Here is a 21,997-nt window from a genome sequence, read left to right as displayed (position 1 = left end):
GAGTATATGGATATCTTTGGCTTTTTTGATGGCTTATTTAGCTTCTTTTCTGCAAGTCGTGCGGGTCAAGAAGTCAGTGATGATCAGCCTCCTTATATTAAACCAGCTTCATCTCAAAAAGCAGATGAAAAAGCCGAAGTACTTGCTCAGCAAAATGAACAATCAAAACAACGACGAAAATCTCGTTTACATGTAAAACAAAAACAAAATCATGAACTCGCTCAACAAGTCGAACAAAAGCAGCAACAAACCCTTCAACGAAACCAACAAATTGCTAAGCAAAGAAAAAGTCGTGCGCGCTCTAACATAAATAAAAATCACTCTTGCAATAGGGAGCGCTGATTATGTCTAAAATCATCAAAGATACTTTTTCAAGCCTGTTTAGTATTGGAAACTTTATTGCCAAGAAAAAATTACTGGTACAAGAGCAAGGAGCGCGTTTTGCCAATAAAGCTGAACTGACCTCAATGTTCTCAACCAGCAACAAAGGCTTGCTGATTAACGGAAATGATAAACGCTTGTCACTCAAAGATTCATTTGAACATGTAGCCGTGATCGCTAAACCAGGCTCAGGAAAAACAACAGCTTTTATTATCCCAACAATATTAGAACTCGGCTCATCTGATTGCTCTATAGTAGTGAATGACCCCAGTAGTGAAGTCTATCAACTCACCAGTGGTCATTTAGTCTCAAGGGGTTTTCGTATTGTGCGTTTATGCCCCGAAGACTTGCCATCGTCTTCACGTTTTAACCCTTTTGTTGGTTTAGATGCACGACATACCATTGAAATAGAGCAAATATGTGCCTCTATCATTATGTCAAAATATGGCTCAGACAAAGAGCCTATGTGGAACGAAGGCGCAATTTCAATACTCGAAGTTTTAGCTAAATGCCTAGCCTACTCTCAGCCAAATAACCTTAATCTGGTTGAGTTAAACTCTCTGGTTTTACGATTTGGCAGTGATGGAACTAGCCTTGATAATTGGGTAGCTGAAAACTCTATTAACCCATTTGACTCAGATGATCGATCACTTTGGGAGTCTTGGTTAGGGATCACCACTAATAACGAAAAAATGCTCAGTAGCTATGTCACCATTTGTAAAACAGCCCTGAAGCAACTCAATAATCAAAATGTTCGAGAATTAATGCGTACCGATAGCTTAGATTTGAAAAATATTCGAAATCAAAAAGTTATTATCTATTTAAACTTTTCCGAATCTAAACAAGCCTATTATCAGTTCATAATCGACTTATTTTATACACGTTTTTTATCTACTGTGATGGCTCACAAACCGACACCAAACGAACTCGATATTTTTGGATTTCTTGATGAAATGGGAAATTGTTACATTAATGACTTCAATACTAGCATTAATAATGTACGCAAGTACCGTGTTTCGCTCTCACTGGTTTTTCAAGGGATCTCACAACTTGACGACAAATACGGCGAGCAAAAAGCAAAAGCCATTAAAGCAGGTATTGGCAGTTACCTTATTTTTAGAGGAAGCGATTTAGATACCAATACCGAATTTTCAAAGGTGATTGGAGAGCGCACTATTAGCCAGCGTGAAAACTTTACGGATATTCAAACATCCTATGCACACATGCCATTATTAGCACCTGATCAACTCAGAACGATGCAAAGTAATCAAGCAGTGTTTATATCAACTTACAAGCAACCAACCATTATTACCTGTATGAGCTACTTTGAGCATGGACGTTATTTACGGTTCACTAAAAAAGCACCAGCACAAACAAGTAAGACGTCAATCACGCTAGATTTTGATACTACGTTGAGGTTATAGGGATGAATACAGACACACTCATTTTTTTAGGCTTCTTTTGGTTTATCGGACTATTCATCGGCTGGTTTTTTAGAAATGGTATTTCGATAATAGGCATTATCGTGATACTTTTTTTATTACCTATATTGACTCTTATTTCAGATCTTAATTGGTGGCCGTTAACCGCAGCTTTTGTTGTCGGCTTCCTCATTCATACATGGAAACCACTTTACAAAAAGGTGCAACAATTATGACTTCACTCCTTTTTGGTGCGGCTGGTTTTATATTGTTAGGCTATTTAATTGGTAAATTGTATGTGCGATTAAATCCAGTACTTATGTTGATCGGTTTATTCCCACTCTTGGGAGTATGGATAATTGTTTCTGAATTAGAAAACAGAAACTTTGCGACTGTGTTTTTTGTCATTGGTATTATTTTAAATTTCAATCGACCGTTAACATTTATTCGCATGCGGTTGAGTGACGTAATAGGAGCAGTTCGATTACGAAAATTAAGTAGCGCTTATGCCTCAAATATTGAAGAACAAAAACACCAAGCGCAGCGTGAATTATATGAGCAAAAGCGACAAGTGGAAGAAGAATTACGAAATCAGAAATATCAAGCAGAACAAGATATTCAAAGACAAAGACGTGAAGCCGAAGAGGCTATAAAGCGCGAAACTGAAAATCTTCGCAAAGAGCGAGAGCGCTACTCACGTGAACAAAGTAACAATCAAAACCAAGCTAACTCTAAGCAGTCCTCAAGTTCACAATCGAGTAGTAACAACCGACATCTCAATCCATTAGTGTTTGCTGATGCGTGTGAGATCTTAGGCTTAGGTCAAGGGGAAAGTTTAAAGCAGTATAAGGCAGCATACTTGAAGTTAATGAAGCTATATCACTCAGATCGGCTCGCTGGACTGAGTGAAAAATTAAAAAAGCAAGAAGAAGAAAAAGCCAAGGCTTTGAATATGGCTTGGGGGACGGTGAAGAAGGAATTAAAGTAATTTAGCCTTTTCCCCCTTAACAAAATCAGTGTAACTATCATTAATATCCAACTAATGTTTATGTAAATAAGCATCGCCAAACAAAAATTTACCGAAGGTTTCATCGTCTGGATCATTAAGTATAGTTAACCAATAACCTTTTGGAGATTCCAATGTTTCTATTTTCAGCATCATGACGCCAATCCAAGCTTCATTGTTGGCATTTATCAAGATCTTATAAGTAACTGCTGCATTCCCATCCAAATACAATCCCGAGGCTTCAAACTTCCCAATGTATGTTATCGTAGGGGCTTCAATCCTAGAAGTATCTATATCAGCTGTAATGTGTATCTTCTCTTCCTCAACTTTAATTTCAACATTTTTAAAATCATAGTTATATAATGGTAATTGAAAGTCATCTCCTACTTTAGACATAGATAGTGAAATATCAGTACCTTCACCGAAATACATACGACCTTTTTCACTGTTGAGGGTAGTGTTATAGTTTAATAAGTAATATGAAAGGCAGAGCAAAGTTAATAAACAGGTCGCTAAGAAAATAATAATCTTAGTTCTTTTTCCAGCTCCAAAAGCGCTTTTTGTTTGTTCAATCACATTTGTTGAACTTTCAAAAGCATTTTCACTATCTTCAGCTAAGCTAGTTACGTCCTTGTTTTCGTGCCAATCTAAAATTTGTAGTTCAGATACTTCCAAAAATTCAGCCAATTTTTTTACATAGATAGGTTTTATTTTTTGAGTTGATTTTACATTTCTTAGCAGGCTTGAATAGCTAACAAAAAAGTATGTTTTAGACTCTGCGGTTATATTAATATTTTTTTCGTTGCATTTTGCTAAAACTCTCATCCATAACTCTGTAACGCTCTCCAAATTTTCTTTACTCATAAGTTCTCCTACAACTTTAAATATGAGAATACTTTTAGGATGTTCTGATGTCTACTTTTCTCAAAACTTACTTTATGGCAAAGTGCAATTCTTGCATTTCCTCCAATTCTTCCACTTCAATCAAAAATACAAAATAACAATATTTATTAATAACTTATAGTTTGACAATGTAACTCAATTGATCATATTTTATAACTCAAGTGATCATATTGTAAGCTTGATGATATGTTTTAGGTTGTGTCAATCAAGCTGAAAATAATCGTTATAGAAACAATTAATAAATACGGATTTGTGCCTGTGAAAAACTTATTGAAGATTATGTTATCTTTCTTGTTTTACTCTATAGTTTCAATGCTTTCGAGTAGTGCATATGCAACTTTAGTAATTTCTGATAACTCTCTATCTTTGCAGTTTGATAGGTGTAGTAGTCCAGAAGTTAGAGATATGGTTTCCGAAAGCATATTAAACTCAGGTGATGTATCTGTTTATGAAACCACAGAGAATACTGCCCTCTTTAAGTTTAGATACCCTCGAAATGCGATACATGAAAATCTAACAGCTCAATTCATATTATATAACTCGAACCAAAATGAAATAACACGTTCCAGTTCGAAAGCTCTTCATGGTTCAACTGCTGGATTTATATCGAAGCCAGTTGGAAACATTGACGAAGATAAATACTATGTCTTTATTGCAGTCGTTTTAAATACTGATAAAAAGAAGTATTGTACACTTGAGAGCGAAACAGTAACTATTACGAATGAGCTAACTAACTCAAGCCCTTCTTTAATACGATCTGATGTTACTCCTTCTAATATTAGAGTAAATGAAAGTGTAATGTTTCAATCGATCTGGCAAGATCCTGATTCGGATGCCATTTTTGACGTTAAAGCTCGTTATCGTAAAACTGGTACCTCGACTTGGACGGAAGAGATATTAGATGACATAGGAGGTGACGTAGCAACTGGCTATACGTTCAATAAAGCCGTAACTATGACGGCCATTGGTCAGTACGAAGTTGAATTCCAAGCGACTGATAGTAAAAACGGATCAACTCAAGATACAACAGTATATCAAGGTAATGTAAAATTTTTAGTTAAAGAAAGCTCTAACGAACCCCCTGAACATGTATCTTCAAGTTTTTCACCAACAGCAATAAAAGTGGATGAAAATATTACATTTGAAGCTGTTTGGAAAGATCAAGATTCTACAGAGATCATTGATGTAACAGCTTATTATTATGATTCAGTGTTAAATATTTCAGACAGTGTGATATTAGATGATATTGAAGGAGATGTTAAAACAGGTTATACATTTCGAAAAACCGTACCAATCAATGCTAAAGGCACGTATTCCGTAACATTCAGTGCTTCAGACAATGATGGAAATACGACTTCTTTCAGTCGAGGCTTTTCTCCAGATGGTGAACCAACTGAATTTACTGTAATCAGTAATGATAATAATTTACCGAAGCCCGAATTTAAATTTTCTGGTAATGAAATACCTCAAATATTGTTTATTGGTCAGAGCTATGAATATTCATTAAGTTTTACATCAGATCTTACGGATAAAGCTAAATGTTCAGTATTATTTTATGAAGAAGATAATTTGATTCTAGAACAAACTCTTGTGGTAACCAATGGGCAAAAAATTGTTGATACACCACAAGCAAGTCAAGTTAATAGAAACTATAAAATAGTTTGTCAAACGTTCACTGGTAATCTTAATAATCCTACAGAACTTAGTGAAGAATCTGTTTGGGAATTCCAAATCAAACAAGAAGATAATTATAGTCTGAATGTAGGTTCTGAAAACGGCTCAGTTACAGGTGAAGGGATAAATTGTCCGAACGATTGCACCGAGTCATACACTCAGGAAAGTGTAACTAACTCATTAACTGCCGCTCCGAATACAGGCTATAAATTTTCTCAATGGAGTACAAGTGGGCAATGCTCTTATCAAGGTGACTTATTACAATCAAGCATTAATATTACATTAAGTGGCGATTGTACAGTTACAGCAAGCTTCACAACAATTTCAGATTCAGCACCAATATTAACTATTACCCAAAACTTAGAAAGCTGTTTAACTAGAACGGATAAAAAATGTGTGGTGCTTGGGCAAACAGCCACACTGAAATTTGACATATTTGATAATAACAATAATCTATCTATGTTAGATGTAAATTGGGATGGCATTGATTCACCTGAAAAATCACATAATATTTCTGGTGGTAATACAAGTGTTGAAAGTTCATATATATTTACTAATGCAGATATAGCTGATTGTCCTAACAATGAATATTATCGCAACGATGAGGTTTGTTGGAAAAAAGATATAATTGTCACTGCTACAGCTTATGATGCTTCTAATAACCCAAGTAATGTATTTAGCCAAGAATTCATACTTTATGATAATGATGGGTATAATCTTGCCAAAGAAGCGTTAGAAAATGCCAATAAAGAGCTAGAAGATAAAGAGAATTTATTAGAGCAGCAAACATCTCAAGAAATATCATATGCATCTGAAATTGCATCGCTGAGTAACAGTTGCCAACTTAATAAAAAGTTTAATTGGGAAGATAAAAATTCACTACTTGAATATGACCCTTTTAGAGTTATAGATGGTAAACCAGAATATTGTAGAAAAGATAGAGCAACATTAATTTCGTGTGCATCTATTGATAGTCAATGTTCAGCGCTTGCTGGTTTGGGAGCAGGGATAAATTACGAAATTAAAACAACATATGATTATGAAAGTTACGTAGTTAGTGCTGATTGTAAAAATTATCCAGCAAGAGTTGAATCTAGTTACACCATCGATGGTGTAAAAACTGAATACGAGACTAAATTTGTAAATAATCATACTCAAAAAATTGATTATTTAACATCAGTTTCAAATCGTTTGAAAGATGAATTGATTACCCAAGGTAGTGATCGATATGTTGGTAAGTGTAATCTGGATGATTATAAAGAGTGGGGATTATCTGACTGGCAAAAAGCCATTGAAAGTCATCCTGATTTTGAAGAAACAATACAAACTATCTTAAGAAAAACAGATTTTTCGCTTAATCAAGTAGTAAAAATTAGAATAGAGTTTAAGAAAGGGCAAGCAAAAGCATTAATGGACTTTGTAAGTGCATATGCTGAACTTCCATCTGATGTTGCAGCCGTTATAGGAAGTTCTTTAAAGTTTGTACGAGACTCATGGGATGATCCTTCTGGAACTGCGGATAGGTTAGTTGAAAATACAGGGGAATTGAACGAATTTGCTTCACAGCTATACCAAGAGTTTATTGATGCAGTACCTCTCATACCAGCAGCAATATCTCATTGGTCTCTAGAGGATTTAGCTTATACAAATGGATATGCACAAACGCGAATTTCTTTAGAAATCGGTGTTACTTTAGTGTCTGGGGGGTCTGCTCAAGGTGCAAAGTGGGCAGTTAAATACGGTAAAGCTACTAAGTACTCTGATATAAAGTGGATGACCTCGCTTATAAATGCAGTGAATTCATACAAATATGGAGTGAAAGCGAGTAAAAAAGTACTGAATAGCCTTTCTCCTGATTCATCGAATAAATTTAGAGAGACATTCAGACTAGGCACAGACAAAGATAAACAAGAAGCCGCTAATCTTTTCCATAAGGATGTTGGTAACAAAGAATTAGTAGATGAAATTGAAAATAATGTAGGGAAAAGAGCTCAAGCATTAGGTAAAGCTGGTGAAAAAATTGTAGCTGAAAACTATAACATTGGCACTAGAACAACCTTTGAAATCGATGGACGTACTCGCATATCTGATGGCTATATCAAAGGTGAATCCTTGACTGAAGTTAAAAATGTCAAAGAACAAGGGTTAACTTTACAAATTAAAGATAATATTCAGTATGCAAAAGATAAGGGGATTAAATTTAATCTTTATATACGTGAAAGCGCTTACCTAAGTAAACCATTATTAAAAGCTGTTAATACAGGAGATATAAAGATTATCTTCGTTGATATGCCGCACTAAAAAATTATAACTGAAAAATTATGACTGAAAAAATGACGACTGAAAATATTGCAAGATTTGAAGAGATACGACCTTTAATAGTTGATTTAGAAGGTTTGGGGTTATTTGTGAACAAACCGTCTGATCTTGACGTTGTTATTACACAGCACCCAGATGCTCCGATAGAATTCATTAAGCATCTAAAAAAAGATTATTCATCAGAAGCACTTAGATGGATTGCTGAAAGTTTAGCTTACTCAGAAACTCCTGTAGCTAATGAAATGCTTGATATTTTTGAGTCTATAGAGAATGAAAGTGTAAGATGGGAAATTGCTAATACGGTCTTAATATTGAACAAATCAGCTCCAAAAGCTCTAAAAGTAGATACAACAAGGTTGAAGGTTTATTTTGAGAATGAAAAATATCAAAAATCAATCAGCCCTTTTATAGAAATAATTTCTAAACATGAAGGAAAAGAATCCATTTCTTTTCTTTGCTCTTTGTTAGACATGAAATTTGAATCAACAACTTCAGAAAGATCAATTATTTCAGCAACCTTGATTGCTTTAGGTAATTTAAAAGCTTTGGAAACACTAGAGAAGGTTAGGAAGTTTGTATCTCACTCAGATAGTTGGATTAGAGGTAAAGCTAAGTCAGCACTTAAAAAAATTGAAAAGGCTAAAGAGTAGGTAAAATAATTAAATACCTCAAGACATATTTTACGTAAATTAAGGATCAATAATGTTGATATCAAGACAAGTAGTCTCATCGTTCATATTAGTTGGATTATCAGCTCTTTTTGTTGTTGGATGTGGAGGTGGTGGTAAAAAAGAAGATTCTACTATAACCCCAGATGTTCCAGTAGTTATTCAGCCACCGACTCAGTCTTCAGGGGCTATTGAGCTTGGGCCTGTAAAAGGTGCAACTGTTTCAATTCAAGCTTTAGACGGTTATACCTTAGCTACAGCTATCACCGATGATAAAGGATATTTTTCAGTTGATGCTGATAACTTGAAGTCATCAATTGAAAGTTATAATGCAGATTTAAAGTTTGTTAAAGTGGTATCTACAGGTGGAATTGACACTGACCCGAATGACGATGGCATTATTGTAGAAAGTGATCAGATTGAAGTAAAAGGCAACGTATCAGGCATTGTGCCTATAGCAACACTTTATGAAACGAGTAGTTATCGAATTAATTTTATATCTACAGCACTTATGACTATTTTAGAAGATATAACTGAAATTAGTGATGAACAATTGGCATATATTATAAAGAGATTAGGTGTACCTGATATAAATCAAGATGGAAAAATTAATATTGATGATTTAACGGCATATAATATTTATGAAGATAGTTCTCTCGCTGAAACAAGTTTAAGAGAAGGTTTTTTAGAATATATTCATAGTGGCAATAAAGAAACGCAAAAATTATTTATTGAAGAACTTAAATATGAAGTTGGCTTTACCAGACCTTTAGTTACAAAAAATAATGAAAAATATGCTGTAAGCCTCTCTAAAACTCATACGGAAAATACAATTTTTTATGGTATTGCTATTGATCAAAATAATCCAAGCTTTGAACAATACGATGGTGAAGAACTAATATTGAATTATAACACAGCTATTTTTTACCAAGAGTGTTCTGAAAGTTATGGCTGTTATAAATTACAAAAAATATTTTTTTATGAGGATACTTACTATCCAGAGTTTGATTATGACTATGTTAAAGATAACTATAGTGAGTTACAAACTATTATCGTTGATTTAGATAAAAGCAGAGCTAATCATAATGAAGTATCGGAAAATCGAGAGCAAACCGAATTAGACATTCAAGCTTTAAATGATCAAATAAGCTTATTAAAAGCTAAAGTAAATTCAATATAATAACCACCTATATTACAGGGGGAGGTAAACAAGATCTAATGTATTAAAAGACATTAGCTTTAAAGTATTCGCTGTATTAGCTTATGTGCACTAGCTTATGAATGAGCTAGTACAATTTTACTTCTCCATTCCCATATCTCTATCGCGAGAAGTAGAGTTTTTAGCCCGACTTTCACTCATCTCTCTTTTTCTATCTTCAATAATTGATTCTTTAATATCTCTATTATTTTGTTGTTGCCCAGATTCTAATAATTGAAGCTCATCAATAGATAGTATTTTTTGGTCAGACAGACTCATTAACTCTTCTCGTGAAAATGAGCTAATAGCTTTATCAAGTGTATTTTGAGTAATATCCATCGCACTTTGAAGTTCATCTTTATCGCCTAAACAATTCTCCCACCCTTCTTGGTCATAAAAATGAAAGCTTGCCTCAATATTTTGCCAAGCCTTAAAAGCCTCTTGATAGGCTTTTGTTTTTTCTTCAAGAGAATCATCTTTCGGATGATAAAAATGGGCGCTCAAAACAATAATCCATTAATGGAACTTTATACTAATACTGTGCCTGATCGCTTAAAAATGCAATACCCATAATATTGTTTTGATTTTCATATAAAAAACTATTAACTTAAAGTTAAGCAATCGATGTTTAACCTGCTATCAAAAGGATTGGAACATAAGTAATGCAGCAACCATTTAATCAACAAATATGTGATATGGCTGATTCTATGGGCATTTCTTTGTACAGCCGATTTTCTCAAACAGAAGCTTCTCTTTTCCTGCATTGCACATTAGATATATTAACAGACCTTCAAAAACAACATAAAATTGAATACATACAAATAGCGAAAGATACCTCTGAATTCTTTGGCTTTCAGCTTTTAGAGTATCTAGCACAACAAATACAACCAGCCAATGAAGTAAAAGACATAAACACTCCTGATAAAATTATTGATATAAAAGAAGTACAAAAACTAACGAATTTATCACGTACATCTATATGGCGACTGGAACGATCTGGGAGATTTTGCGCTAGAGTCCAACTCACAACAAGTCGAGTCGGTTGGCGCTATAATGAAGTTCAGAAATGGATAAAAAGCTGTTAGAATAGATGAGTTAAAAGTCGAGTGAATTGGTAGCAAGTCAACTTTGAGTAAGTGGTGACAGAAATGGTGACAGATGTACATTTCTAAAAGAAAAAATCACCCTAACATACTATATTTTAAATAGTTATTCATCGCATTACTTAAGCAGATCCAGAATATAGAGTGATCAATAACTCGCTCAACTTGAGCAAAATCACTTAAATAAAGTACAATACGAATATTAAAGGCTTGAGTTACTTGTAACTCAAGCCTATTTATTTTTTAGTAGAGAACAAAGTCATGACGCAAACTCGCGGAAACTTATTTATATTATCAGCGCCTTCAGGTGCAGGTAAATCAAGCCTAATTAGTGCTTTATTAGCAAAGCACACTGATATGAAAGTATCGGTTTCACACACTACTCGCTCGCCTCGTCCTGGTGAAGAGAATGGCGTGCATTATCACTTTGTAACGGTTGATGAGTTTAAGGCTTTAATTGCCAAAGATGATTTTTTTGAATGGGCGCAAGTGTTCGATAATTACTACGGTACATCAAAGCAAGCAATTGAAGATCAGCTTGCAGCTGGTATTGATGTATTTTTAGATATTGATTGGCAAGGTGCACGCCAAGTCCGCGAATTAGTGGCTGATGTTGAGACTATTTTTATTCTACCACCTTCAAAAGCAGAACTTGAATCACGTTTAAATAATCGCGGTCAAGACTCACAAGAAGTCATTGCTGGTCGCATGGCGAAAGCCCAATCTGAAACGTCTCATTACAATGAATATGACTATGTCGTGGTTAACGATGATTTTGCAACTGCGCTGAAGGAAATTGAGACGATCGTATTGGCAAAACGCTTATCGCTACAAAGCCAAGCTATTCGCCATCAAGATTTACTCGTAGACTTACTGCGTTAAATCCTAATTTAGGTTCAGTAAGTATTTTATTTGTTTAAATTAACCACAAGCTATTGGCGAATCTGACTGCGTGCAGTAAACTACGTCTTTGCTTAAAAATTTATTTGGAGTGCTGAAGATGGCTCGCGTAACTGTTGAAGATGCAGTAGATGCAATTGGTAATCGTTTTGACTTAATTTTAGTTGCGGCTCGTCGTGCCCGCCAAATCGCGGTTGGTGGTAAAAAGCCATTAGTTGACCCTGAAAACGATAAACCAACGGTTATTGCTTTACGTGAAATTGAACTTGGTTTAGTAGATAGCTCATCGATGGATCTTATCGATCGTGAAGAGCAACAACACCAAGAAGCAGCTGAAATGGCTGCGGTTGCAGCAATTGTAGGCGGCAACCAATAATCTGACTTTCTGGTCTGATTTAGCCAACGGCGTAGTATTTCTACGCTAGCCGTTGGCAATCCCTTCTTTTCATCGTATATTCTTAACATACCGTTATCTATTTGCTTCACGAGAACATTGGAGTGTGAATGTATCTTTTTGAAGGTCTAAAAAAGAAAATCTCAGAATACTTGCCTGCTGCTGATGTAGAGCTGGTGCAAAAAGCTTACGTGGTAGCCCGAGAGGCCCATGAAGGTCAAACTCGCTCAAGCGGCGAACCTTACATTACTCACCCTGTTGAAGTAAGCCAAATTTTGGCTGGCATGCATTTAGATCATGAAACGTTAATGGCTGCATTAATGCATGATGTGATCGAAGACACTGACTTTAGCCAACAAGATTTAGCCGAAATATTTGGCGATACCGTTGCCGAGTTGGTTGAAGGCGTTAGCAAACTGGATAAACTCAGCTTTAAAGATAAAAAAGAATTCCAAGCTGAAAACTACCGAAAAATGATTATGGCAATGACCCAAGATATTCGGGTTATTTTGATCAAGTTAGCCGATCGTACACATAATATGCGCACGCTGGGTGCACTACGCCCCGATAAACGACGTCGCATAGCACGTGAAACATTAGAGATTTATGCACCCATTGCTAATCGCCTCGGTATTCACGATATCAAGAATGAACTAGAGGATTTAGGCTTTCAAGCTCTCTACCCGATGCGTCATCGCGCTTTAAAATCTGAAGTCGCTAAAGCACGGGGTAATCGCAAAGAAGTCATTTCAAATATCCAAACCGAAATAACAGCACGACTTGAAGAAGCTGGCATCAAAGCCACCGTTTCAGGGCGCGAAAAACACTTATATAGTATTTACAAAAAAATGCTCAATAAAGAGTTACTGTTTAATGAAGTAATGGACATTTACGCATTTAGAATTGCCGTTGATTCAATGGATACCTGCTATCGCGTATTAGGGGTTGCACATAATTTATATAAGCCAATCGAAACGCGCTTTAAAGATTATATCGCAGTGCCGAAAACCAATGGCTACCAGTCGTTACATACCTCACTTGTTGGCCCACATGGCATTCCCGTTGAGATCCAAATTCGTACTCACGATATGGATCACATGGCAGATAAAGGGGTTGCTGCGCATTGGATGTATAAAAAAGCCGGTGATAGCGCAGGCCATACGGCACAACAACGTGCACGTCAATGGATGCAAAGTTTACTAGAGTTGCAACAAAGCGCGGGCTCATCATTTGAGTTTGTTGAAAACGTTAAAACAGAGCTATTCCCTGAAGAGATTTATGTGTTTACCCCTGATGGTCGCATAGTCGAGCTACCTATGGGTGCAACCGCCGTTGATTTTGCATACGCGGTCCATACCGATGTTGGTAATACCTGTGTGGGTGCACGCGTTAACCGTAAACCTCATCCGTTAAGTAAAGCACTCGATACCGGGCAAACCGTTGAAGTCATCACCAGCTCTGGCGCCCACCCAAATGCCACTTGGCTCAACTTTATTGTTACTGGCAAGGCCCGTTTAGGCATTCGTAACTACCTGAAAAGTCAGCATCATGAAGAAGCTTTACTACTTGGTCGTCGCTTACTCGACTCAGCCTTAGGTGAAACTAAATTCGATGACTTACCTGAAGAAAATATCAATCGCGTCTTAGCAGAACATGAGCTTAATACTGTATTAGAGTTATTGGTTGAAATTGGCTGCGGTAATTTAATGAGCATGTTGATCGCGCGTCGCCTATTACAAAATGACAATGATGATTTAGGCGATATGACTAAAAATGCTAAAGCGACCATTATTGGTACTGAAGGTATGCTAGTTAACTATTCTAAATGTTGTCGACCAGTGCCAGGGGATGCTATCACCGCACATATCAGCCAAGGTAAAGGCATCACCGTACACCGCCAAGAATGTAAAAACATTCGCGGCTGGGAAACTGAACGTTCTAAGTACTTGGTTGTAAAATGGGATGATAACCCTGAAAAAGAATATATTGCAGCACTGCGTGTGGAAATCATCAATCACCAAGGCGCGCTCGCAAAACTAACCAATGTAATTGCTACAACCCAAGCAAACATTGTGGAAATTGCCACAGATGAAAAAGAAAGTAATTTATACGTGATAGATTTAGGGATCACCGTGAAAAACCGTGTCCATGTTGCTAATATCATGCGCCGCATTCGTGTTATGCCTGATGTGCAAAAAGTCTATCGTAAAAAATAACAAAGGAAAATCATGAATAAAGCATTTATTTCTACCGATCAAGCACCTGCGGCAATCGGTACTTATAGTCAAGCAGTTAAAGTTGGCACAGCCGTTTACTTATCAGGTCAAATCCCTTTAGTACCTGAAACGATGGCAGTGATCTCTGAAGATTTCGCAGAGCAAACACATCAAGTATTTAAAAATATTAGTGCGGTATGTGAAGAAGCCGGTGGCAACATCCAAGATTTGGTAAAAGTTAATATCTATTTAACTGACTTATCTAATTTTGCCACTGTAAATGAAGTAATGAGCCAATATTTCAAAGCACCCTACCCTGCCCGAGCAGCAATTGGTGTACGTGCACTACCAAAAAACGTGCAAGTTGAAATTGATGGAATTATGGAGTTACCTTCAACAAATTAAGTTCATTATACCCAAATCATATCTAACGGTGATTTGGGTATAGCAATACATCTAAGAATAAAGACTTAGGTGTATTACTCTATCCCAGCCTCATCTTCGATTTTCTTGACACTTATCCAAATCTCTAGCACTCTATCCTTATATAATTATAAAAACCTTTAACTTAAATGTTGCAAAAGGATAATCCGTGTTTAAGCTTGCTCATAACGGTAATGTATTACTCGATGTTATAGAACATTCGCCACCAAGTGCTGCCTTTATTATAGAAGCACTGAAAAAATCGACATTCTGTGAATGCCGGATAGATCATGACGCCATAAACGCTTTTTTTAAAGAACCAAGCAATGAACGTAGTTTAGTGGTAGCAAGTAAGCATGATGCCACCCTAACAGTGACTATCAGTGATGATAAAATGTTAGCGACTGGTGAACTTACAACCGCGCAAGGTGGTAAAGTGTTAGCCCTTGATCAAGCTAAACAACAGCTGATCAAAGCAGGAGTTGCTAGAGGCTACAAACAAGCTTTTCTAGAGCAGCTTCTACAGCAGCAATTTGAATTACCCGCAGGCACATCGGTTAAAGGCATACTCGCGAAAGGTCGCTTACCTGAAAACGGAAAATCATCAATACTACTCTCTCAAGTGCAAACGTTAAAAGAGCGTTTGCATACCCCGAAACTGCGCGAAGATGGTACTGTTGATATGCGCGATTTTGGCAAGTTAGCCAGTGTTGAACCCGGTACACTGTTAATTCGACAGCAACCCGCAACTCCTGGTAAAGAAGGCTTTACCGTAAAAGGTGATGTACTGCCGGCAAAAGCGGGAGAAAGTAGCCCGTTAGTCGCTGGTGAAGGCAGCGAAATATCAAAAACCAATCCTCTAGAATTAATCTCAACCATTGCCGGCGTACCGGTAGAAATTAAAAATGGCATGCGCGTTGATGATATTTTTACTATTGGCGATGTCACAGTTAAAAGCGGCCATATTAATTTTGATGGCAGCGTGATTGTCACTCATAACATTGAGCCGGGCATGAAAGTTACCGCCAAAGGCGATATAACCGTTATGGGCACGGTCGAATCAGGTGAGTTAACAGCGCAAGGCGATATTACAATTAAACAAGGTGTAATTGGCCACCAGCTAGATGATAAAACGCTTTCATGCAAAATTATTAGTAGTGGTAATATTCATCTATCTCACGCGCAATATAGTTACCTAGCTGGTAATAATATTTTTATTGAACGCCAAGCAAGCCATTGTGCCATGAAAGCCACAGGGTTATTACAAATTGGCCAAACAGACAATCCGCAAGGTAAGTTATTTGGTGGCGAAGTCCTCGATGCGGGGATGATCATTGCGGGTGAAATTGGCAATGAGTCTGGTGCAAAAATGTTCATTAATATGGCAGCATCAGGGCAAGCCATAACGGCAGAAACAGATGAGTGTCTAAAAGAGCTCGCTAAAACTGACGAGCAACTCGATACTTTGCAAGCCACCATTGAAAAAGCAGACTTACTCAAGGATGCTGAAAAGAAAAAACTACTGTTAGCAAAAATAGGCGCCACTCAGAATCATTACTGTCAGCAAGCAGAGCAATTAGAAAAGCGCTTATCAAATTTGGAACAAAATTTATATGGCTTGCTGAATAATGCTAATTTAGCGGTCAATAAAAAATTGCATTCTGGGGTCGAAATTCATATTTTCGATAAAGTATTAAAAACTAATCGCAGCTATCCTCCTTGTAACGTAAAACTGCAAGAAGGCAAAATAGAGATTGAATTTAAAACCAGTTGATCACAAGCAGATAGAGACTAACAACTGATAGTCTCTATTTCTCGTCTACGTTATAAAATACCAGCCATTTGCTGTTTTAACTCTGCAGGCCACACGCCAACTTGTACTTGGCCGATATGCGATTTTTGCAATAACAACATAGCCAAACGTGACTGACCAATACCACCGCCGATTGTTTGTGGCAACTCTTTAGCAAGCAATTGTTTGTGCCAATCAAACTCTAAACGCCCTTCATCACCAGTAATTGCTAGCTGGGCCACTAATGCCTCGGGTGATACACGAATACCCATTGACGATATTTCGAATGCATCTTCAAGCACTGGGTTCCATAATAAAATATCGCCATTTAAGCCACTGTACTGCTCGCAGGTTTGGGTTGACCAATCATCGTAGTCAGGCGCACGCACATCATGAATGTTTCCATCAGCCAATGCGCCACCAATGCCAATTAAAAACACCGCGCCATATTCTTGGGTAATTGCTTTTTCGCGCTGTTTGGCGGTAAAGTCAGGATACATTTGACGTAGTTGCTCACTGTGCACAAAGGTAATTTCAGCTGGTAAAAAAGGGCTGATCGCAAATTCATCAGCAACAAATTGCTCGGTTGCTTTTAAGCTCTGATACAAAGCGCGTACTGTTTCTTTTAACTTATCCAGAGAGCGCTCACTGCTGGCACAAATTACTTTTTCCCAATCCCACTGATCAACATACACCGAGTGTATCGGGCTTAATGACTCTTCATCCGGACGCAGTGCTTTCATATGCGTATATAAACCTTCGCCAATAGCGAAGCCATGATCAGCTAATGTTTTTCGCTTCCATTTTGCCAACGAGTGAACCACTTCAAATTGGCTATCAGGAATGGTTTTAACATTTACCGCAACCGCATTTTCAGTGCCACTTAGGTTATCTTGAATACCATCGCCTACTTTAGCCAAAATAGGCGCTTGTACTTCAATTAACCCTAATTGCTGCTCTAATTGCTGTGAAAAATACTGTTTTACTTTACTAATTTGCTGCTGTTGCTGCATAAATTGTGAACTCATAATAATTGGCCTCATTCCCAGTTATTGTTACTTGCTAAAGGTGCATGATTGCGCTGCAGCAACCATGTCGTTAAAGCAATCCTCAACCATTTAGCACTTTAATTCAATAACCAATAACAAAAAGAGCTTTAATATATTAATTTGATTAATTTAATGGTATAAAAAATAAAGATTCAATAATTAAAGCGCTTTATTTATATGGAAAATTATCAAATCGATAATCTCGATAAACAGATCCTGCACGCCTTAATGGATAATGCCCGTACTGCCTACGCAGAATTAGCCAAACGTTTTGCAGTAAGTGCTGGCACTATTCATGTTCGAGTGGAAAAAATGAAACAAGCGGGGATCATTACCGGCACCCAAGTAAGCATTAATGCCAAACAACTGGGCTATGACGTCTGCTGTTTTATTGGCATAAACCTTAATAATGCCCGTGACTACCCACAAACCTTATTACATTTAAAGGAGCTTGAAGAAGTGGTTGAGGCTTATTACACGACAGGTAACTACAGTATTTTTATTAAGGTAATGACGCGTTCAATTGATCATTTACAAGATGTACTGATCAATAAAATTCAAGCAATCGAAGCAATACAATCAACCGAAACGCTAATATCGCTGCAAAACCCAATTAGCCGCTCGGTAATGCCTTAGCTCACTAATTCCCGTATAATAGCGGCAATTTTATGAGTTCAGACAAGGCTAAAAATGGAAACTACTCGCTACCATCGCATAAAGCACGTACTCAATCGCCGTCAAACCGATTTAACCGTGTGCTTAGAAGATGTGCATAAACACCATAACTTGTCTGCCATTGTCCGTAGTGCAGACGCTGTGGGTTGCCATCATGTGCATGCGGTATGGCCGCAAAATCAAAAATGGCTGACTAATAATACCTCGGGTGGCAGTAAAAATTGGATCGCCACTCATCTACATAAAGATATTGATAGTGCGGTGGCGATGATGCGCCAGCACAACCCAAAAGTACAAGTTCTTGCCACTAATTTATGCCCTGATGCCGTTGATTATCGTGACATTGATTATACTCTGCCAACAGCCATTATTGTCGGCCAAGAAAAAACCGGCATATCTCCACAAGCACTTGCCCACGCGGATAAAAATATCATCATTCCGATGCAAGGTATGGCACAGTCACTTAATGTGTCTGTGGCGGCAGCATTAATTTTGTTCGAAGCACAAAATCAACGTCTCAATGCAGGTTTATACCAACGAACCATGCTTGATGAAACAGTCAAACATAAGATGTTATTTGAAGGCTGCCACCCAATCATTGCGCAAAAGTGCAAAGAAAAATCGCTGCCTTACCCAGCCTTAGATGACAACGGCGAGATCATTGCTGATGAAGTATTTTGGCAACGATTAAAACATGCTTGATGACTAAAGCGTTCACACGTAAACTAAAAACCATCTAAAAATGAATGATTTGAGCCTATTTTGTCAAAGCCAACGTTAAGCCGCTACCCAATCACTGATCTCAAAGGCGTTGGCCCAAAAATGGCTGAACGCCTTAAAAAGCTGGGGATCAGCACAGTACAAGATATGCTCTTTCATTTACCTCTGCGTTATGAAGATCGCACCCGAGTTTATAATATCTGTGATTTAGCGGTGCATAGCCATGTTACGATTGAAGCAAGCATAGAAACCAGTCAGATCACTTTTGGTAAACGACGTATGCTGGTGTGCCAAGTGAATGATGGCACAGGGCGCTTAACATTACGCTTTTTTAATTTTACGGCGGCACAAAAAAATAACTTAAGCAGTGGAAAAGTGATCCGCTGTTTTGGTGAAGTACGCCGTGGCAGAGTGGGTTATGAAATGACTCACCCTGAATACAGCCTCAGCGATACACCGAGTGAACAACCAACAGCAACCACGCTAACGCCAGTTTATCCAACAACAGAAGGTTTAAAGCAACTCTCTATTCGGGCTTTAAGTGATCAAGCAATTGAATTACTGAATAAATATCAAGTTGAAGAGCTATTACCAGCGCAATTTCAACATGCCGGTATGGATTTAACTCACGCACTTTTATTACTACATCGTCCAGCCAATGACGTTGATTTAAGTGCCCTTGAGCAAGGCCTGCACCCTGCACAACAACGCCTAGTATTTGAAGAGCTGCTGGCGCAAAACCTCAGCCTATTAAAATTACGCCAACAAGGGCAACAAGTAAAAGCCGTGGCGCTGGATCCAATCAACCAATTAGAAAGTAAATTTTTGGCGCAGCTGCCTTTTGCTCCCACCAACGCGCAAAGTAAAGTGGTTGCAGAAATTAAAAGTGATTTACAACATCCCTACCCGATGATGCGCTTAGTCCAAGGTGATGTGGGCTCAGGTAAAACATTAGTTGCCGCTTTGAGTGCCTTAACGGCTATCGCACAAGGTTATCAGGTCGCGTTAATGGCACCCACAGAGATTTTATCTGAGCAACATGGCATTACTTTCGAAAACTGGTTTCAAACTTTAGGTATTACTACTGCTTGGTTGGGCGGAAAAACCAAAGGGAAAGAGCGCAGCGCAATACTTGAGAAAATAGCCTCTGGTGAAGCGCAAATGATTGTTGGTACTCATGCGTTATTTCAAGAACAAGTAACTTTTAATAACTTAGTGCTTATTATTATTGACGAACAACACCGTTTTGGCGTCCACCAGCGCTTATCGCTACGAGAAAAAGGCCGTTTTGGTGATTGCTATCCACATCAACTGGTGATGACAGCCACACCGATTCCACGCACACTGGCGATGACCGCTTATGCCGATTTAGAAACCTCCGTGATTGATGAGTTGCCACCCGGACGTACCCCAATTAAAACCATTGCACTACCTGATACCCGTCGTGATGAAATTATTGCGCGGGTAAAAACAGCCTGTACCGAGCAAGGCCGCCAAGTTTATTGGGTATGCACCTTAATTGATGAATCGGAAGCATTACAATGTCAAGCAGCAGAAGATAGCGCACTGCAGTTAACTCATGCACTGCCTGAGTTAACTGTAGGGCTAGTTCATGGCCGGATGAAAGCAGCTGAAAAGCAAGCCATTATGAGTGAATTCAAAGCTGGGAACATTCATATATTAGTCGCGACGACAGTCATTGAAGTCGGTGTAGATGTGCCGAATGCCAGTTTGATCATCATTGAGAATCCTGAACGGCTTGGCCTTGCGCAATTACATCAGTTACGTGGCCGAGTTGGCCGCGGTGCAATCGCATCCCATTGTGTGCTTTTATACCACGCCCCCTTGTCTCATACGGCACAAAAACGTTTAGCTGTGCTAAGAGATAGCAATGACGGTTTTGTAATTGCTGAACGCGATTTAGAAATTCGTGGTCCAGGTGAAGTGCTCGGCACTAAACAAACAGGTTTAGCAGAATTTAAAATTGCTGACTTAACCAGAGATAAGCACACACTCAACTTAGTCAGACCTATCGCACTACAAATGCTCCGCCAGTACCCTGAACAAGTAGAACAACTTATCAATCGCTGGCTTGCGGGTAAATCAGTGTATGCACAAGCTTAATAGTAAACAGCCTTACTGTAAGAAGTAAGGCTTTTTCAACAGTCTCAAGACTAAAACTTGTATTCCATGCCAACACCTAAGTAATCTTGATCAACATTGCTGTCCATATCAAAATTAGTATAGAAGGCAAATAACGTGGTGTTTTTGCTCAATGAGTGATCAACACCAGCAGAGATAGCAGACTTTTTATCACCCGCATCAAAATCCATTACTTGGTATTGCACTTTAAATGTATTGCTATCAAGGGTGTAAGCCGCATTAACTAAATAACCATCGGCATCACCGCTACCATCCACTTTTTCTTGGCTTTGGTACATTGCACCTAGTTTAAAATCAGCTACTTTACCTTGCACGGTAGCGCGTACAACATCATAACCATTAACTTCACTGTCGGCAGCAACTGATGCATAAACGTTGCTTTTCTTCAGTCCAGCATCGCCATAAGTAAGTGCTAATGAATAACCGCTATCGCCTTCGCTGTCTTTTTCAGCAACGTAAGTTGCAAGCACTTTAAAGCCACTTAAATCCTTTGATGAATAAGTTAGCGTATCACTCAGGCGGTTTTCACCTTTAAATAAATTTTTGATATCACCTTCAAGGTTATCAAATAAATCTAACTTCCCTTGTGATTGCTTCAAAGCGGTATCATTACGGCCAATCACAAGTTGACCAAACCCACCTTTTAAACCAACGTATTGATTACGTGACGTAATCGTGTCTTTTGAATCATCAGAAACATTAACTTGAAATTCGAACTTATAAATAGCTTCTAAGCCAGCACTGATGTTTTCAGAACCTTTAAAACCAATTCGCGATGCATTACTTTTAATTTCGCTGAATGACCCTTCACCATCATCCGAAGATTGCACGGAGACATTTGCTTTACCATACACATCAACATCAGCAAATGCAGGACACGATAAACCACTTAACACAGCTAGTAATAAGGTCGACTTTGCAAATTTCATATTATTTCCTCAATAAACGCAACAGACTAATTTTTAATTCGCTGCATTTTGCCTGCGATAAAT

The 21,997-nt window shown here is 37.9% G+C and carries 19 protein-coding genes; 15 read left to right on the top strand and 4 right to left on the bottom strand.

Annotation, left to right across the window (positions count from 1 at the left end; all coding sequences use genetic code 11):
• Positions 1-6: 6 nt before the first annotated feature.
• The 3 genes from ENH88_RS04700 to ENH88_RS04690 all read left to right on the top strand — a co-directional run bounded on the left by ENH88_RS04700 (position 7) and on the right by ENH88_RS04690 (position 2,790).
• Positions 7-342 carry a hypothetical protein gene (locus tag ENH88_RS04700; protein WP_304180216.1) on the top strand — a complete coding sequence of 112 codons (336 nt, stop codon included), beginning with the start codon at positions 7-9 and terminating at the stop codon, positions 340-342.
• 2 nt (positions 343-344) lie between these two features.
• Positions 345-1,805: a type IV secretory system conjugative DNA transfer family protein gene (locus ENH88_RS04695; RefSeq protein ID WP_304180214.1), complete on the top strand. Its 1,461-nt coding sequence runs from the start codon at positions 345-347 to the stop codon at positions 1,803-1,805.
• A gap of 229 nt (positions 1,806-2,034) precedes the next feature.
• Positions 2,035-2,790 carry a hypothetical protein gene (locus tag ENH88_RS04690; RefSeq protein WP_304180211.1) on the top strand — a complete coding sequence of 252 codons (756 nt, stop codon included), beginning with the start codon at positions 2,035-2,037 and terminating at the stop codon, positions 2,788-2,790.
• A 51-nt stretch (positions 2,791-2,841) separates the two neighbouring features.
• Here ENH88_RS04690 and ENH88_RS04685 read toward each other — a convergent pair whose 3' ends face one another.
• Positions 2,842-3,672, bottom strand: a complete 831-nt coding sequence (locus ENH88_RS04685; RefSeq protein WP_304180208.1) for a hypothetical protein — start codon at positions 3,670-3,672, stop codon at positions 2,842-2,844.
• Between the two features lie 237 nt (positions 3,673-3,909).
• Here ENH88_RS04685 and ENH88_RS04680 point away from each other — a divergent pair, with 237 nt between their 5' ends.
• Genes ENH88_RS04680 through ENH88_RS04670 form a run of 3 tightly spaced genes read left to right on the top strand, consistent with a single transcriptional unit; the run spans position 3,910 to position 9,552 of the window.
• On the top strand, positions 3,910-7,686 hold the full coding sequence (locus ENH88_RS04680) for a putative toxin (RefSeq protein WP_304180205.1): 3,777 nt from the start codon (positions 3,910-3,912) through the stop codon (positions 7,684-7,686).
• Between the two features lie 20 nt (positions 7,687-7,706).
• Positions 7,707-8,354 carry a hypothetical protein gene (locus tag ENH88_RS04675; RefSeq protein ID WP_304180202.1) on the top strand — a complete coding sequence of 216 codons (648 nt, stop codon included), beginning with the start codon at positions 7,707-7,709 and terminating at the stop codon, positions 8,352-8,354.
• Between the two features lie 52 nt (positions 8,355-8,406).
• A complete protein-coding gene (locus tag ENH88_RS04670) occupies positions 8,407-9,552 on the top strand; it encodes a carboxypeptidase-like regulatory domain-containing protein (protein ID WP_304180199.1) in 1,146 nt (381 codons plus the stop codon).
• A 117-nt stretch (positions 9,553-9,669) separates the two neighbouring features.
• Here the strand turns inward: ENH88_RS04670 and ENH88_RS04665 are convergent, their stop codons facing one another.
• Positions 9,670-10,074 carry a hypothetical protein gene (locus ENH88_RS04665; RefSeq protein ID WP_304180198.1) on the bottom strand — a complete coding sequence of 135 codons (405 nt, stop codon included), beginning with the start codon at positions 10,072-10,074 and terminating at the stop codon, positions 9,670-9,672.
• A 158-nt stretch (positions 10,075-10,232) separates the two neighbouring features.
• On the opposite strand from ENH88_RS04665, the gene ENH88_RS04660 reads away from it, so the two are divergent.
• The 6 genes from ENH88_RS04660 (at position 10,233) to ENH88_RS04635 (ending at position 16,380) form a co-directional block, all read left to right on the top strand.
• Positions 10,233-10,655 carry a helix-turn-helix transcriptional regulator gene (locus tag ENH88_RS04660; RefSeq protein ID WP_304180197.1) on the top strand — a complete coding sequence of 141 codons (423 nt, stop codon included), beginning with the start codon at positions 10,233-10,235 and terminating at the stop codon, positions 10,653-10,655.
• 279 nt (positions 10,656-10,934) lie between these two features.
• The gene (gene gmk / locus ENH88_RS04655; RefSeq protein WP_304180193.1) at positions 10,935-11,555 is read left to right on the top strand and encodes a guanylate kinase; all 621 of its coding nucleotides are present in this window, start codon (positions 10,935-10,937) and stop codon (positions 11,553-11,555) included.
• Between the two features lie 118 nt (positions 11,556-11,673).
• Complete coding sequence (rpoZ, locus tag ENH88_RS04650; protein ID WP_304180191.1) at positions 11,674-11,949, top strand: DNA-directed RNA polymerase subunit omega; 276 nt, start codon at positions 11,674-11,676, stop codon at positions 11,947-11,949.
• Positions 11,950-12,077: 128 nt separating this feature from the next.
• On the top strand, positions 12,078-14,183 hold the full coding sequence (spoT, locus tag ENH88_RS04645) for a bifunctional GTP diphosphokinase/guanosine-3',5'-bis pyrophosphate 3'-pyrophosphohydrolase (protein WP_304180189.1): 2,106 nt from the start codon (positions 12,078-12,080) through the stop codon (positions 14,181-14,183).
• Positions 14,184-14,195: 12 nt separating this feature from the next.
• On the top strand, positions 14,196-14,588 hold the full coding sequence (locus ENH88_RS04640; protein ID WP_304180187.1) for a RidA family protein: 393 nt from the start codon (positions 14,196-14,198) through the stop codon (positions 14,586-14,588).
• 187 nt (positions 14,589-14,775) lie between these two features.
• A complete protein-coding gene (locus tag ENH88_RS04635; protein ID WP_304180185.1) occupies positions 14,776-16,380 on the top strand; it encodes a DUF342 domain-containing protein in 1,605 nt (534 codons plus the stop codon).
• 50 nt (positions 16,381-16,430) lie between these two features.
• On the opposite strand, the gene asnA is transcribed toward ENH88_RS04635, so the two are convergent.
• Positions 16,431-17,426, bottom strand: coding sequence for an aspartate--ammonia ligase (gene asnA, locus ENH88_RS04630; protein WP_304180183.1), 996 nt, complete (start codon positions 17,424-17,426; stop codon positions 16,431-16,433).
• A gap of 198 nt (positions 17,427-17,624) precedes the next feature.
• Between asnA and asnC the strand changes: the two genes are divergently transcribed.
• The 3 genes from asnC to recG are packed head-to-tail and all read left to right on the top strand — an operon-like array spanning position 17,625 to position 20,966.
• Complete coding sequence (gene asnC, locus ENH88_RS04625; RefSeq protein ID WP_304180180.1) at positions 17,625-18,083, top strand: transcriptional regulator AsnC; 459 nt, start codon at positions 17,625-17,627, stop codon at positions 18,081-18,083.
• Positions 18,084-18,137: 54 nt separating this feature from the next.
• Positions 18,138-18,824 carry a tRNA (guanosine(18)-2'-O)-methyltransferase TrmH gene (trmH, locus tag ENH88_RS04620; protein WP_304180178.1) on the top strand — a complete coding sequence of 229 codons (687 nt, stop codon included), beginning with the start codon at positions 18,138-18,140 and terminating at the stop codon, positions 18,822-18,824.
• Positions 18,825-18,884: 60 nt separating this feature from the next.
• Positions 18,885-20,966 carry an ATP-dependent DNA helicase RecG gene (gene recG, locus ENH88_RS04615; protein WP_304180175.1) on the top strand — a complete coding sequence of 694 codons (2,082 nt, stop codon included), beginning with the start codon at positions 18,885-18,887 and terminating at the stop codon, positions 20,964-20,966.
• Positions 20,967-21,016: 50 nt separating this feature from the next.
• On the opposite strand, the gene ENH88_RS04610 is transcribed toward recG, so the two are convergent.
• Positions 21,017-21,934, bottom strand: a complete 918-nt coding sequence (locus tag ENH88_RS04610; protein ID WP_304180172.1) for a porin — start codon at positions 21,932-21,934, stop codon at positions 21,017-21,019.
• Positions 21,935-21,997: the final 63 nt, after the last annotated feature.

The organism is Pseudoalteromonas prydzensis (genome assembly GCF_011050055.1).
GTDB classification, from domain to species: domain Bacteria; phylum Pseudomonadota; class Gammaproteobacteria; order Enterobacterales; family Alteromonadaceae; genus Pseudoalteromonas; species Pseudoalteromonas prydzensis_A.
This window is presented reverse-complemented; position numbering and strand designations above follow the sequence as displayed.

Excerpts from the sequence above, each read along its gene's own strand:
- ENH88_RS04695 (WP_304180214.1), top strand. The coding sequence starts at position 345 with ATGTCTAAAATCATCAAAGATACTTTTTCAAGCCTGTTTAGTATTGGA.
- asnA (WP_304180183.1), bottom strand. The coding sequence starts at position 17,426 with ATGAGTTCACAATTTATGCAGCAACAGCAGCAAATTAGTAAAGTAAAA.
- ENH88_RS04690 (WP_304180211.1), top strand. The coding sequence starts at position 2,035 with ATGACTTCACTCCTTTTTGGTGCGGCTGGTTTTATATTGTTAGGCTAT.
- ENH88_RS04610 (WP_304180172.1), bottom strand. The coding sequence starts at position 21,934 with ATGAAATTTGCAAAGTCGACCTTATTACTAGCTGTGTTAAGTGGTTTA.
- ENH88_RS04670 (WP_304180199.1), top strand. The coding sequence starts at position 8,407 with ATGTTGATATCAAGACAAGTAGTCTCATCGTTCATATTAGTTGGATTA.
- asnC (WP_304180180.1), top strand. The coding sequence starts at position 17,625 with ATGGAAAATTATCAAATCGATAATCTCGATAAACAGATCCTGCACGCC.
- ENH88_RS04660 (WP_304180197.1), top strand. The coding sequence starts at position 10,233 with ATGCAGCAACCATTTAATCAACAAATATGTGATATGGCTGATTCTATG.
- ENH88_RS04640 (WP_304180187.1), top strand. The coding sequence starts at position 14,196 with ATGAATAAAGCATTTATTTCTACCGATCAAGCACCTGCGGCAATCGGT.
- gmk (WP_304180193.1), top strand. The coding sequence starts at position 10,935 with ATGACGCAAACTCGCGGAAACTTATTTATATTATCAGCGCCTTCAGGT.
- rpoZ (WP_304180191.1), top strand. The coding sequence starts at position 11,674 with ATGGCTCGCGTAACTGTTGAAGATGCAGTAGATGCAATTGGTAATCGT.
- ENH88_RS04675 (WP_304180202.1), top strand. The coding sequence starts at position 7,707 with ATGACTGAAAAAATGACGACTGAAAATATTGCAAGATTTGAAGAGATA.
- ENH88_RS04685 (WP_304180208.1), bottom strand. The coding sequence starts at position 3,672 with ATGAGTAAAGAAAATTTGGAGAGCGTTACAGAGTTATGGATGAGAGTT.
- trmH (WP_304180178.1), top strand. The coding sequence starts at position 18,138 with ATGGAAACTACTCGCTACCATCGCATAAAGCACGTACTCAATCGCCGT.
- spoT (WP_304180189.1), top strand. The coding sequence starts at position 12,078 with ATGTATCTTTTTGAAGGTCTAAAAAAGAAAATCTCAGAATACTTGCCT.
- ENH88_RS04700 (WP_304180216.1), top strand. The coding sequence starts at position 7 with ATGGATATCTTTGGCTTTTTTGATGGCTTATTTAGCTTCTTTTCTGCA.